The organism is Methylosinus sporium (assembly GCF_003113265.1).
GTDB classification, from domain to species: domain Bacteria; phylum Pseudomonadota; class Alphaproteobacteria; order Rhizobiales; family Beijerinckiaceae; genus Methylosinus; species Methylosinus sporium.
The window spans coordinates 1-13,416 of the sequence record NZ_PUIV01000018.1 but is presented as its reverse complement, the minus strand read 5'-3'; the positions used below and the strand labels follow the sequence as shown (position 1 = coordinate 13,416).

Below are 13,416 nucleotides of genomic sequence, written 5' to 3'. Positions count from 1 at the left end.
TCCGTACGGGGCTCGAGAGCGGCGGAGGCGTCCTACCCCGCCCCTTCCAGCAGCCGGCGGGCCGCCGCGCGGGCCTCGTCGGTGATCGCCGCGCCCGAGAGCATACGGGCGATCTCCTCGCGCCGCTCCGCCTCCTCCAGCTCGGCGACGCGCGTCGCCACATGATCTTTCGCCTTGCCTTTCACAGCGCCCTTGGCGATGCGCAAATGCCGGCCGGCGCGCGCCGCCACTTGCGGCGCATGGGTGACGGTGAGCACTTGCGCACGTTTCGCGAGCCGCGCCAGACGCTGGCCGATGGCGTCCGCCACCGCGCCGCCGACCCCCGTGTCGATCTCGTCGAAAACCAGCGTGGGCGCCGAGCCGCGATCGGCGAGCACGACTTTCAGCGCCAGCATGAAGCGCGCGAGCTCGCCGCCGGAGGCGACTTTTACGAGCGGGCCGGGCCGCGAGCCCGGATTGGTCTGCACCCAGAACTCCACGCGGTCATAGCCCTCCGCCCCGCCGGTCGCAGGATCGCTAACGATCTCCGTGCGAAAGCGCGCGCCTTCCAGCTTCAAGGGCTTCAGCTCGCCCTCCACCAGAGCGTCGAGCGTCTTGGCCGCCGCGCGCCGCGCCGCCGAAAGGCTTTCCGCCGCCTTGGCGTAGGCGGCCTGCGCTCTGGCGACAGCCTCGCTCAGCGTCACGATGCGCGCCTCGCCGGCGTCCAGCGCGGCGAGATCGGCGGCGAAACGCTCGGCGAGCGCGGGCAGCGCGTCGACGCTGGTCTGATGCTTGCGCGCGGCCCCGCGCAGCGCGAACAGCCGCTCCTCTATGCGCTCTAATTCACGCGGGTCGAAATCGGCGTCGCGGAGCGCCTGCTCCAGCGCCTGCTCGGCCAGGGAGAGCGCATCGAGCGCCTGAGCGAGCGCCTTGGCCGGCGGCTCGATCAGCTGCGGCGCCTGGGTCGCGCGCCGTTCCAGACGACGGGCGGCGGAGGCGATTTCGCCGGCGGGCGAATGATCGCCGGAAAAAGCCTCGAGCGCGTCGCGCAGATCGCCGGCCACTTTCTCGGAGCGCTGCATGGTCTGGCGCCGCTCGGCCAGCGCGGCCTCCTCGCCGGGCTGCGGCGCCAGCGCGTCCAACTCCTCATTGGCGTGGCGCAGATAATCGGCCTCGGCGCGCGCCTTGGCGACGCGCGCCTCCTCCTCGGCCAGCTCGCGGCGCGCGCGCTGCAATGCGCCATACAGCTCGCGCACCTGCGCGGCTCTGTCGCCGAGCGCGCCATGGGCGTCGACGAGCGCCCGATGCGCGCTCGGATCGACGAGCGCGCGATCATCGTGCTGGCAATGGATCTCGACCAGCGAGGCGCCGATGGCGCGCAGCGCCTGGGCGCTGGCCGGCTGATCATTGACGAAGGCGCGTGTGCGGCCGTCGCTGGTCTGCACGCGGCGCAAGACCAGCTCATCCTCGGCGTCGAGGCCGAACTCGCGCGCCGCGGCGAGCGCGGGATGGTCGCGCGGCAGATCGAAAGCCGCCGTCACCTGCCCCTGCTCCTCGCCGGCGCGCACGAGCGAAGCGTCGCCGCGCGCGCCCAGCGCCAGCAGGAAAGCGTCGAGAAGGATGGATTTGCCGGCGCCGGTCTCGCCGGTCAGCGTCGTCAGGCCAGACGAGAATTCGAGATCGAGCCTGTCGATGAGAACGATATCACGGATAGACAAACGGACGAGCATGAGCGCGCTCTACTCTTCCGGCCCCCTCGGCTCGCCCTCGCGAACGCTCAGCTGGAGCCGAGCGTCTTGCCGATCTTGGAGAGCCAGGAGCCATGATGTTCCTCGGGCGCGACGCCGCCCGTCGCGAGCAGCGAATGCGCGTCCTTGTACCAGGACGAATCGGGGAAATTATGCCCCAGAATTGCAGCCGCCGTCTGCGCCTCATTGACGACGCCCATGGCGAAATAGGCTTCCGTCAACCGATACAGCGCCTCCTCGGCGTGGCGGGTCGTCTGATATTTGGCGAGCACGTCGTGGAAGCGATTGACCGCGGCCGGATAATTCTTCCGCGTCAGATAGAAGCGGCCGACCATCATATCCTTGGCGGCGAGCTGGTCGCGCGCCACCTGGATCTTGTATTTGACGTCGGTCACATATTCCGACTTGGGGAATTTCTCGACGAGCTGGGTGAAAATGGCCAGCGCCTTCTCCGCGCTCTCCTGGTCCTGCATCACCGCCGGGACCTGATTATAATAAGACATTCCCGCGAGATAGTACATATAGGGCGTGTCGGGAGAGGTCGGATAGAGGCCGATGTAGCGCTGCGCCGAGGCGACCGCATCGTCATAGGCGGGCTTTTGATATTGGGCGAAGGTCTGCATCAAGAGGCCTTTGCGCGCCCATTGCGAGAAGGGATATTGCTTCTCGAGCTCGCCGAACTTCTTGGCGGCGTTCTCGTAATCATGCTTCTCCATGCGGGCTAGGCCCTGATTATAGATATCCTCGGCCGGGATTTCGGGGAGAATCTCGGTCTTGTATTTCTCGCCGGAGAACAGGCCGAAGCCGCTCGTTATGCTGTCGAGAATATCGGCGCGTCCCTTGGCCGCCGGGAGAGCCGCGACGAGGACCGCCGCCAGCGCTGCGCGCGCGAGATCTGTGGGGCGAAACGGGCTTGCGATCATGGATTCGGCCTCGCGGGGACGTTATTTAAGCTTCTCTAAACCAATTCGCCGAAGGGCGCCACTCGGGAAGGCGCTCGTACGAACGCCCTCCCCTGTTTCGAAGAGACGTGCCGGATCGGGCGAGATTATGGCGCGCGCCGCCCTTTGCGGTCGAGACTTTCGCGCGAAGGCGAAATGCTGCCGGAAGACCGAAACGTCAGGCGGAGGCCGCCGCCCGCTCTCTTCGCCGCACGCGCTCCGGCACGAGGTCCCAGCGCGTCTTGAACAGCGTATCGCAAATGCCGGGCGTGCCGAAGCCGTCGGAGAAGCTCACATTGCCGCGCGTGTGGTGATAGCCGTGCGCCATGCTGGTGGTGAGATGGTCGAGCGCGGCGTTGAGCCGCTTGCGCCAGCCGGTCGCGGCGGGATCGCGGAAGGCGAGGCCGAAATCATAGCCCGAATGCTCATAGAGCCCTCCGAGCGCGCCGAGGCTGGTCGTCCACAAGTGAAAGGCGACGCTGGCGCCGCCGCCGCCGACGAGAACCAATGGCAGCAGATAGGGCAGCACGATCTCGAAGAAGAAATCCGCGCTCGACTGATAGCAGGCGCTGATCGCCTTGCTGGCGCCGGTCTGGTGGTGCAGCGCATGGCCGAGCCGATTCATCAGCGCCGGATGATGCAGCAGATGGCGATGGGCGACATATTGCACCACATCATGACCGATCAGCATTCCGATCATGGTGAGGACGAGCGCGGTCCAGGTCAGATGCGGCGCGCCGACGAAGGCGAGGCCGAGATATTCGACCGCCAGCATGGAGGGCAGCAGAATCGCCGTCTGGTTGAACAATACGCGCGGCAGCAGCGCGCGATAGCTCATGCGATCGAGATCGCGAACCTTGAAGCGTCGCAGCCGGCCGGTCGAATCGCACCATTCGAATGCGTAGCCGATCCCATGGAACGCGATCATCTGCGCGGCCCAGGCGAACAACGACAAAGGAATATATCCGAATGGTTCGAGCGACATGGGAGGGCGGACTCCGAGCATGGAGATCCGTTCGTCGCGCCGGCCGCAATCCGCGCGGCGAACGGAGGATATTTTTTCGTCCTATAGCCGAGTTCAGGGCGGATTTCTAGTGAGGCGCGACGACACATCCCGCTCACATCCTGCGATTTGCGCGCCGGTTCGAGCGCGCCACCGGACCGCGAGCCTCAGGCTCGCTCTTTCAGCGCGACGCGCAAAGAAGCGCGGGACCGCGAGGCCGCGGCCGCTCGTCGGCGCCGACGAAGGCGAAGGCCGCGGGCGTCGCCAGAAGCGTCTCGACGAGCGCGAGATTGAGACTGTGGCCGCCGCGATAGGAGCGGAAGGCGCCGATGATCGGCGCGCCGGCGAGCGCGAGATCGCCGAGCACGTCGAGCATTTTATGGCGGACGAACTCATCGGTGAATCGCAGGCCCTGCGGATTGAGCGCGCGCCCTTCCGCTATGACGATCGTATTGTCGAGCGAGGCGCCGAGCGCCCTGCCCTCGCGCCACAGACGCTCGGCGTCCGACAAAAAGCCGAAGGTGCGCGCCCGCGCGATCTCGGTGCGAAAGCGCGCCGGCGTCAGCCGCAGCCGCAGTCGCTGGCGGCCGATGGGCGCGGCGGCGTAGGAAATCTCGACGTCCAGGGAGAAGCCCGAGGGCGCGGGCGAAAGCTCGGCCCAGGCGGCGCCGTCGGCGACGCGCACCGGCGCGCGTATCTCGATCGAGCGGCGCGGCGCGGCGAGCCTCACAATCCCGGCTTCGTCGATCGCCGCGACAAAGGCCGCCGCCGAGCCGTCCATCGCCGGTATCTCCGGCCCGTCGACGTCGATCGCGACATTGTCGACGCAAAGGCCGCGCAGCGCCGCCATCAGATGCTCGATGGTCGAGATCGACGCGGCGCCGGAGCCCAGACGCACGCAGAGCTCGGTGGAGGAGACATTATGCGCCTCGGCGCGCAGCGCATCCACGCCGCCGAACCGCGTGAAGACGATCCCCGAGCCGGCCTCGGCGGGCGCGAGAACCAGCCGCGCGGCGCGGCCGCTATGCGCGCCGACGCCCTCCAGCGTCACGGCGGCGGCGAGCGTCGTCTGCATCGTCGGTCGACGCGAGGTCATGACTTCCGTTTCACTCCCGGGAGAGGCGGGTTCGCGCGCCGCATCGCGCGCAACTGTGCGCCATTGTGGCGGAGTGGCGCCGGCGCAAGATAATCCGCGCCGCAGCGGGGCTCCAGTCACGGTTTTTTACAAAATGTTACAATCGGCGCGAATGAGAAAAGGCCCGCCGAAGCGGGCCTTTCACAGATTTCGCGATCCAGCGGGCGCGATCAGCTGTTGATCTGGCGGCGCAGAAAGGCCGGAATCTCGAGCTGCTCGTCCTCGATCGAGCGGGCCGGCGCGACGCGGCGGCCATGCGGATCGAGCCCGGCGTGTCCCGCCGCCGGCTGCGGCGCGGGGGCGACGGGGCGCTTGGCGTATTCCGCATGGCTCTGCGAGGGCGCGGGAGCCTGCGGGCGCATTTGCGGACGCGGGGCGGCGGTCGCCGGCCCCTGCAGCGCATCCTCCTGGCGGCTCGCGCCGAAGGAGGCGAGACGCTCCAGCAGCGTGCGGCGGCGCGCGGCCTCCGGCGCCTGGCCGGCGGCCTCGCCGCGCGCCTGCCGATATTGCTCCTGCACCGGCCGCGGGAAATCCTCGATCTGCGGCATACGCATACGCGGCAGCTCGGCGGCCGGCGGGATGTAGGGCTCATGCGCCTCCATCATCGGGGCGTGCTGGGGAGCGGGCTCCGGCGCATAGGCTGCCGGGCGCGTCGCCACCTGCTCCAGATAGACGTCGCGCGAAGCGGCGGGCGCCTGCTGCTGCGGCTCGCCGTAATAGGACGAGGGCTGGCGCTCCGTCGGGACCGGCGCGGGCTCGGGCGCATAGGCATGAGGCGCCGGCTGCGGAGCCGGCTCGGCGATCGTATGAACGATCGAGGGGCGGCTCTGCGCCGCCACCTGCGCGCGCAGACGCTCGGCGGCCTCGAGCACGCGGGCTTCCGCGGCGGCGGCGTCCTCGGCGGCGGTGCTCGGCAGATCGATGCCCGTCGCCACCACCGACACGCGCACCACGCCCTCGAGCGAGGAGTCGAAGGTCGCGCCGAGGATGATGTTGGCGTCCTCGTCCACCTCCTGGCGGATGCGGCTCGCCGCCTCGTCCACCTCATAGAGGGTGAGGTCGTTGCCGCCGGTGATCGAGATCAAGAGGCCGCGGGCGCCCTTCATCGACACTTCGTCGAGCAGCGGATTGGCGATGGCCGCCTCCGCCGCGAGGCTGGCGCGGCGCTCGCCGGTGGCCTCGCCCGTGCCCATCATCGCCTTGCCCATGCCGCGCATGATCGAGCGCACGTCGGCGAAGTCGAGATTGATGAGCCCTTCCTTGACCATGAGGTCGGTGACCGAGGCGACGCCCGAGTAGAGCACCTGATCGGCCATGGCGAAAGCGTCGGCGAAGGTGGTCTTCTCCGTGGCGATGCGGAAAAGATTCTGATTCGGGATGATGATCAGAGTGTCGACCGACTTCTGCAGCTCGGCGATGCCGCTCTCGGCGATGCGCAGGCGCCGCGCGCCCTCGAAATGGAAGGGCTTGGTGACGACGCCGACGGTCAGAATGCCCATTTCGCGCGCCGTGGCGGCGATGACGGGCGCAGCGCCGGTGCCGGTGCCGCCGCCCATGCCGGCGGTGACGAACACCATATGCGCGCCGGAAAGATGCTCGCGAATCTCGTCCTTGGCCTCTTCCGCGGCGGCGCGGCCGACTTCCGGCTGCGCGCCGGCGCCGAGGCCTTCCGTCACCTGCAGGCCCATCTGGATGACGCGCTCGGCGCGCGCGGAGGCGAGCGCCTGCGCGTCGGTGTTGGCGACCAGAAAGTCCACGCCCGAGAGGCCCGACATGATCATGTTGTTGACGGCGTTGCCCCCGCCGCCGCCGATGCCGCACACCAATATGCGGGGCTTCAATTCCCGGAGCTCGGGCGCCTTGAGATTGATCGTCATCGCCAGACCTTTCGACTGATTTTCATGCGACTGCGCGTCGGTTGCCGTCCCCGGAGCGTTTCGCCGACGCGCGCCTCGCTCTCCTTGCTCGAAAACTTCAAAAACTGTCCCTCAACCATTGTCCGACCCGAGAGAAGTAGCCATTGGTCCCGGTCCCGCGCATCTCCGCCTCCTGGCGCGGCTCGAAATATTCGCGCCCCGAAAATTGCGGATAGACGAGCAGGCCGACGGCCGCGGCGAAAGCCGGGCTGCGGGCCGATTCGGGCAGGCCGTCTATGCCGGCCGGCCGGCCGACGCGCACCTGTCCGCCCAATATGCGGCGCGCCGCCTCCGGCAGGCCGGTGAGCAGGCAGGCGCCGCCGGTGAGCACCACGCGGCGGCCGGCATGGGCCGAAAAGCCCGACGCCGCCAGCCGATCGCGCAGGAATTCCAAAGTCTCCTCGACGCGCGGACGAATGATGCGCACGAGATGCGATTTCGGCGCATGGGCCGGATATTCGCCGCTCTCGCCGACATGATCGAAGGCGATCGTCTCGCGATCGTCGGAGGGCGAGGAGATCGCTGCGCCATAGAGCGTCTTCAGACGCTCGGCGTCGCTGAGGCGGCAATCGAGGCCGCGGGCGATGTCCATGGTGATGTGATTGCCGCCGAGCGTCACCGCGTCGACATGCGCCAGCGCGCCGCCGGAGAAGACGGCGAGCGAGGTGACGCCGGCGCCCATGTCGATGACGATGGCGCCGAGCTCCGCCTCATCGGCCTCCAGCACGGCGAGGCCGGCGACATAGGGCGCCGCGGCGGCGGCCTCAATGCCGAGATGGCAGCGCTCCACCGCGACGAGAAGATTGCGCATCGCCGCCTGATCGCAGCTGGCGACATGGAGATCGACGCCGAGCTCGCCGCCGACCATGCCGGCGGGCTCGCGAATGCCGGCGGTGCCGTCGAGCGAGAAGCCGGTGGGCAGCGAATGGACGACGATGCGGCCACGCTCCGTCACATGGGCGGCGGAGGCCTCGAGCACGCGATGCACGTCGGAGGGCGCGACGGCGCCGGAGACGACGCGCGTCTTGGCGGCGAAATGCTGCGAGGCGAGCCGGCCGCCCGAAGCGGTGACGACGATGGCGTCGACCTGCGAGCGCGCCATGCGCTCGGCCGCGTCCACCGTGCGGCGGACGGCGCTCTCGACCTCCTCCATATCGACGATCTGGCCGGCCTTGACGCCGCGCGAGCGCTGATGGCCGATTCCGAGCACGCGCGCGCGATGCGTGCGCCCGCGCGGCGAGCCCTCGCCCACCGGCGTCAGCCGGGCGATGATGCAGGCGATCTTCGACGTGCCGACGTCGAGCACCGCCATGGTGGCGCTGCGGCGGGCGCCGAGCTGCTTCATTCGCGGCGGGAAGATATGTGGCTTCATGTCTGGCCGCCCTTGCGTGAATTGCGCGACGTCGCGGCCGCGCGCGCCGCGACCGCCTCTTCGGAAAGGCGAACCGCGACGCGTCCGGACGCACGCAAATCGATCGAGATCACATCCTTGTCGAGTATCCTGGCCTCACGCTGGAGTCGCTGCAGCAGCGCCAGCGCCGCCTCCGGCTCGCGCTCGGGGAGCTTCACCTCGACGCCATTGGTCATGTCGAGCGACCAGCGCCGCCCGGAGACGAGCACGCCGGCGCGCACGCGCGATTTGAGATCGCCGGCGGCCTCCAGCAGCCGCATATATTCGTCGAGCCGCTTCTCCGCGCCCTCGCCGACGACGAAGGGCAGGCCGATAAAACGCTCGTCGCGCATCTCGTCGATGACGACGCCGTCGGCGGCGACGACGGAGAGCTTGCCGTCGCGCTGCCAGAGCGCGAAAGGACGCCGCCCCTCGAGCGCGATGATCAGCCGATCGGGATAGAGCTTCAGCACGCGCGCGCTCTCGACCAGCGGCAGCGCGGTCAGCCGCTCGCGAATCGTCTCGGCGTCGAGGAAGAGCAGCGAGTTGGTGGGCTTGACGCCCGAGGCGGCGAGCACGTCGCTTTCGGAGAGCTCTCCGAGCCCGCTGATGGTGACGACCTCGATGGAGAAGCCGAGCGCGCGCGCCACTATGTCGCGTGGCGCGCCGTTGCGCGCGACGAATTCCGCATAGCCGCCATTGTGCGCGACGCCGGCCGAGCCCACAGCGCCGAACAGCAGAGCGAGCGCCGCCGTGCCGATCCCCGGCAGAGCCGCGATGCGCGAGAGACGCCCGCGCTCCGCCTGCGCGGCGGAAGCCGCCGAGCGGCCGCGCCGCTCGGCGGGCTCGGAGCCGACGGGATTTACGTAAGGGGCGGAATAGGCGCCGGCGTGAAGAGAACCAGCGTGAAGAGAACCAGCCTGGACGGGATGCGGATGCGCGACATCGAAGAGAGCCTCGACAGGCTCTCTCAACGATCGCAGGACGCGTCTTCCACCATCCATCTCACGAGCTCGCCAAACGAATAGCCGGCATGGGCCGCCATTTCGGGAACCAGCGAGGTCTCGGTCATGCCCGGCTGCGTGTTGACCTCCAGCACAACGAGCTCGCCCGTGCCTTCCGGGCGATCGTCGTATCGAAAGTCCGCGCGGCTGACGCCGCGACAGCCGAGAGCCCGATGAGCCTCGAGCGCCAACTGTTGGACCTCTTGGTAAATATTTTGTTTAAGATTTGCCGGAAGCACGTGTTTCGAACCGCCTTTCGCGTATTTCGCGTCGAAACCGTAGAACTCCTCCGACACCGGGAGGATTTCGATGACGTCGAGCGGACGGTCGCCCATCACCGCGCAAGTGAGCTCGCGGCCGTCGACGAAATTCTCCGCCAGCATGAAATCGCCATGCCGCCAATCGGCGCTCGCCAGCTCCTGCGGCGGATGCGAGCGCCCCTCTTTCACGATGAACACGCCGAAGGACGACCCCTCGCTCACCGGCTTCAGCACGTAAGGGGGCTCGAGGGCGTGGGCCTTGGCCGCCTCGAGACGATGAACCACCCGCCCCCGCGGCACAGGCACGCCAGCCGCCGCCATCACGCTCTTGGCCACATCCTTCTTCATCGCCAGAGACGAGGCGAGCACGCCCGAATGCGTATAGGGAATGCGCAGAATTTCCAGCACGCCCTGAATGGCGCCATCCTCGCCGAAACGTCCGTGCAGCGCATTGAACGCCACATCCGGCGCGAGCTTGGCGAGAACCTCGGCGACGTCGCGGCCGACGTCGACGCGGGTGACGCGATAGCCGACGCTCTCCAGCGCCTTGGCGCTCGCCTCGCCCGACCGCAGCGAGACCTCGCGCTCGCAGGAGAATCCGCCCATGAGCACGGCGATGTGAGCTGTCATGACGCACCTTTGCGTGGTTTGGGGCGATCTCGCCCGATAAAGGAACGCACCGCTGCGAACACCGCTTCGGCCTGCTCGGCCCCCAGTCGTCCGGCGCGCCGCACGATCCGAGACGGTTCGACATTGGCGATCTTGACCGGCCGCACGATCGACGGGCGCGAAAGCCCGGCGGCCGACAAATCCTCGATTATGATGTCCTGCTCCATGCCGGAATTCTGCGCTGTCGTTATCATGACGAGCCAGAGAAAGCCGGCGGACATCACCTCGTCGTTCGAGACGACCAGAGCCGGCCGTCGCTTTTCCGCAAATCGATCCGAATAGGGAAAGGGCACGACGACCACGTCGCCCGGCGCATAGCGCGTCATTGCGCGCGCCTCCGCGAGCGAGCCTCGAGGCTCGCGGTCCAAAACGGCCCCACGGACCGCGAGCCTTCAGGCTCGCTCTCGCCGATCGCGAATATCGCGTCAAAGATCGGCATAGGCCTCGTCGTCGGCGTCGCTCGCCCATTCGGTGAAAGTGGCGAAGGGATCTTCCTCCTCATTCGCCGCGCCGCGCTCGATCCGCACGCCCGAGTCGTCGATCACATAGCGCAGCCGATCGCCCGGCTTGATGCGAAGACGCTCGCGGACCTCGGCGGGCAGAACCGTTTGGCTCTTCACCGAAACCTTCGAATAGACCGTCTGGCGCCTAACGGACGGCATGGCTCGCGCTCCTTACGTCTTACCGTCTTACTATAGGCCGAACGGACGGCATGTCCAGACGCTCACTCCGCCCGCCGCCAAATCTCTACATCCCCCGCCCGTTTCGCGAGCCTGTAGCCGTCCAGCGCGGCGGCCGTTTCCGGGCGTTTCAGCACCCATTCCCGAGTCGCCCGATCCTCGGCGACGACGACATCCGGGCGCCCCGCCCGAATATCCTGCGCCAATGCGGCGAGATCGGCGCTGCGCCGCGCCTCCAGCGCTTCGCGCCGCGGCGGCCTCGCCGTCTCCAGCAGCCGCCCGACCAAGGCCGTCGTCCACAGCGCATTCTGCCGTCCGACCCATTCGCCGTCGAGCCGCCGCGTCAGCGGATGGCCGAAATCGAGCTGGCTGGCGATAGTCGCGATGCGCGGATGTGGCGGCGCGACCTCGGCGACGGCGGCCAGCAGCCCCTCATGCTCCTCGCGGTCGGTCAGCTGCTCGACGATTCCGAAATAGGCCGGCGCGGCGAGCAGCGCGGGCAGGAACAGGAATTTCATCAGCGCCGACTTCGCGCCGGTCGCCGGCGCCGCCTCGCGCAGCGCGAAAAATATCCAGGCGAAGAGCAGCAGGATCATCGCCGGATAGGCGTGATTCATCCAGCCTTTCCCTTGCAGCAGAAAGGCGACGAAAAAGCCGAGCGAGGCGGCGAGCGCGACGAGAGGCGCCCGGCCGAGCGCGCCGCGCGCCGCGACGAGAAATCCGGCCATAAGCGCGAGATAGGCCAGAGCGAGCGAATGGGTCAGAAAGTGGCCGAGATCGTCGCGCGCCGGCCCATAGACCTCGAGCGCCAGCGGCAGAGCCTGCGAGAGATAGGCCGGAAAGGCGAGCAACGTCGCGCCCGTCAGCGCGATGGAGGCGAGCGCGGCGGAAACGAGCTCCACGCGCCACAGAGCGCGAAGCGAGCGCGCGCGCCATGCGATCGCCAGCGCCGGCAGAATGACGGCGAGCGCGAAATGCGGCTTCAGCGTCACCGCGACGCCGCCGCAAACTCCCGCGGCGATCCGCGCGAAACACGGCGACGGGCGCGCGCCCTCCTCCGCCGCCAGCGTCGCGAGCAGCGGCAGAAGCGCGAGCAGCGCGATATGCTCGCGTTCCGCGAAGACGATCTCCGGCGCGACCAGCAGCAGAAAGATCGCCGCATTGCCGAGCGGCATCCATTCGCGGAGGCTGCGCGCCGCGCTCAGCCGCAGCAGATGAAACGACAAGCCGATCGACGCCACGGCGGCGAAGAAGACGAGCGCCACGACGACCGCCTCCGCCCGAAGATGCAGCGCGCGGGCGAGCAGCACGGCAGGCATGAGCGAAAGAAAGGCCGCCGGCGGATTAGGATCGCTCACCTCGACATAGGCTGTGCGCCCATCGAGGACTTTCTCCGCAAAGGTCAAAAACCAGGAGACATCACAATCGATATGTCCGATGAGCTGCTGCGCGATGGCGACGAGCGCGAGCGCTCCGCCGAGCAGCGGGCTCGACGCTGCGCGAAGGAGTCCGTCGTCCTGCGCGGGCGCGGCGACGGCGCTCTTCTCGATCACGCTCATCTCGAGCATTCCCTGCGAGCCGAGACGGCTTCGCCTCCCCCTCGAGGGGGGAAGTCGAGCGCCGAAGGCGCTCGGGAGGGGGTGAGCCTCCGAATCTGGGGAATTTCATCCCACCCCGGATCGCTTCGCGATCCGACCCTCCCCGTGAAGGGGAGGGTAGAGAGCGCCCGCCGCCGAGGACTCATGGGACGCCGATCCGCTTGATCTCCCAGCGCAGGAGAATGCCGCTCTTTTCTTGCACGCGCCGCCGCACTTCCTCGCCCAGCGCCTCGACGTCGGCGGCCGTCGCATGGCCGCGATTGACGAGGAAGTTGCAATGCATCTCGCTGACCTGCGCATCGCCGACGACGAGCCCGCGGCAACCGGCCTCGTCGATCAAAGCCCAAGCCTTATGCCCCGGCGGATTGGCGAAAGTGGAGCCGCCGGTCTTCTCGCGAATGGGCTGCGAGGCTTCGCGCGCCTGCGTGATGCGCTCCATCTCGGCGAGGATCGTCGCGGGATCGCCCTTGCGGCCCTGATACAGCGCCTGCGTGAAAATCACATCTTCCGGCGCGTCGCTATGGCGATAGGAGAGGCCGAGCTCGGCGTTCGTGTAGACGCGCACATTGCCGGAGCGATCGACGCCGCGCGCCTCGATCAGCGCATCTTTCGTCTCGCCGCCATGCGCGCCGGCGTTCATGCGCAGCGCGCCGCCGACGCCGCCGGGAATGCCGCGATAAAAGGCGAGACCGTCTATGCCGGCGTCCGCCGCCGCGCGCGCGAGCTTCACATCGGGAACCGCCGCGCCGACGCGAATGCGCTCGCCCTCTTCCACGGCGATGGCGCCGAAGCCCTTGGCCGTCAGCCGCACCACGACGCCGTCGACGCCGCCGTCGCGCACGATGAGATTGGAGCCGAGGCCGATGACCATGACAGGAATCTCACGCGGCAGACGCGCGAGAAAATAAGCGAGATCCTCCTCGTCCGCCGGCGAGAAGAGAAGCTGCGCCGGCCCGCCGACGCGAAACCAGGTGAGCGGCGCGAGCGGCTCATTGGCGGCGAGACGCCCGCGCAAATCGGGCATGAGCGCCACGATCTCGGCCGAGATATCCGAAAAGCTCATCCGCAATCTCCGTGCGCGTCTCCTTCTCCC

Annotated in this window: 12 protein-coding genes; all 12 read right to left on the bottom strand. The window is 68.2% G+C overall.

Annotation, left to right across the window (positions count from 1 at the left end; translation table 11 throughout):
* Positions 1-32: 32 nt before the first annotated feature.
* On the bottom strand, positions 33-1,709 hold the full coding sequence (recN, locus tag C5689_RS12005; protein WP_108917513.1) for a DNA repair protein RecN: 1,677 nt from the start codon (positions 1,707-1,709) through the stop codon (positions 33-35).
* A 47-nt stretch (positions 1,710-1,756) separates the two neighbouring features.
* Positions 1,757-2,650, bottom strand: a complete 894-nt coding sequence (locus C5689_RS12000; protein WP_108917512.1) for an outer membrane protein assembly factor BamD — start codon at positions 2,648-2,650, stop codon at positions 1,757-1,759.
* A 196-nt stretch (positions 2,651-2,846) separates the two neighbouring features.
* The gene (locus tag C5689_RS11995) at positions 2,847-3,653 is read right to left on the bottom strand and encodes a sterol desaturase family protein (protein WP_108917511.1); all 807 of its coding nucleotides are present in this window, start codon (positions 3,651-3,653) and stop codon (positions 2,847-2,849) included.
* A 199-nt stretch (positions 3,654-3,852) separates the two neighbouring features.
* Positions 3,853-4,767 carry a UDP-3-O-acyl-N-acetylglucosamine deacetylase gene (gene lpxC, locus C5689_RS11990; RefSeq protein ID WP_244594678.1) on the bottom strand — a complete coding sequence of 305 codons (915 nt, stop codon included), beginning with the start codon at positions 4,765-4,767 and terminating at the stop codon, positions 3,853-3,855.
* 209 nt (positions 4,768-4,976) lie between these two features.
* Positions 4,977-6,683, bottom strand: a complete 1,707-nt coding sequence (ftsZ, locus tag C5689_RS11985; RefSeq protein ID WP_108917509.1) for a cell division protein FtsZ — start codon at positions 6,681-6,683, stop codon at positions 4,977-4,979.
* Positions 6,684-6,780: 97 nt separating this feature from the next.
* Positions 6,781-8,094: a cell division protein FtsA gene (gene ftsA, locus C5689_RS11980; protein WP_108917508.1), complete on the bottom strand. Its 1,314-nt coding sequence runs from the start codon at positions 8,092-8,094 to the stop codon at positions 6,781-6,783.
* Complete coding sequence (locus C5689_RS11975) at positions 8,091-9,086, bottom strand: cell division protein FtsQ/DivIB (RefSeq protein WP_108917507.1); 996 nt, start codon at positions 9,084-9,086, stop codon at positions 8,091-8,093. Before C5689_RS11975 ends, ftsA begins: the two co-directional genes overlap by 4 nt.
* Entirely contained in the window at positions 9,083-10,006 is a 924-nt protein-coding gene (locus tag C5689_RS11970) for a D-alanine--D-alanine ligase (protein WP_108917506.1), read from the bottom strand. Before C5689_RS11970 ends, C5689_RS11975 begins: the two co-directional genes overlap by 4 nt.
* Positions 10,003-10,371: a type II toxin-antitoxin system PemK/MazF family toxin gene (locus C5689_RS11965; RefSeq protein ID WP_108917505.1), complete on the bottom strand. Its 369-nt coding sequence runs from the start codon at positions 10,369-10,371 to the stop codon at positions 10,003-10,005. Before C5689_RS11965 ends, C5689_RS11970 begins: the two co-directional genes overlap by 4 nt.
* A 99-nt stretch (positions 10,372-10,470) precedes the next feature.
* Positions 10,471-10,707 carry an AbrB/MazE/SpoVT family DNA-binding domain-containing protein gene (locus tag C5689_RS11960; protein WP_108917504.1) on the bottom strand — a complete coding sequence of 79 codons (237 nt, stop codon included), beginning with the start codon at positions 10,705-10,707 and terminating at the stop codon, positions 10,471-10,473.
* A 62-nt stretch (positions 10,708-10,769) separates the two neighbouring features.
* Complete coding sequence (locus C5689_RS11955) at positions 10,770-12,284, bottom strand: hypothetical protein (protein WP_108917558.1); 1,515 nt, start codon at positions 12,282-12,284, stop codon at positions 10,770-10,772.
* Positions 12,285-12,465: 181 nt separating this feature from the next.
* The gene (gene murB / locus C5689_RS11950; RefSeq protein WP_108917503.1) at positions 12,466-13,386 is read right to left on the bottom strand and encodes a UDP-N-acetylmuramate dehydrogenase; all 921 of its coding nucleotides are present in this window, start codon (positions 13,384-13,386) and stop codon (positions 12,466-12,468) included.
* Between the last annotated feature and the right edge of the window lie 30 nt (positions 13,387-13,416).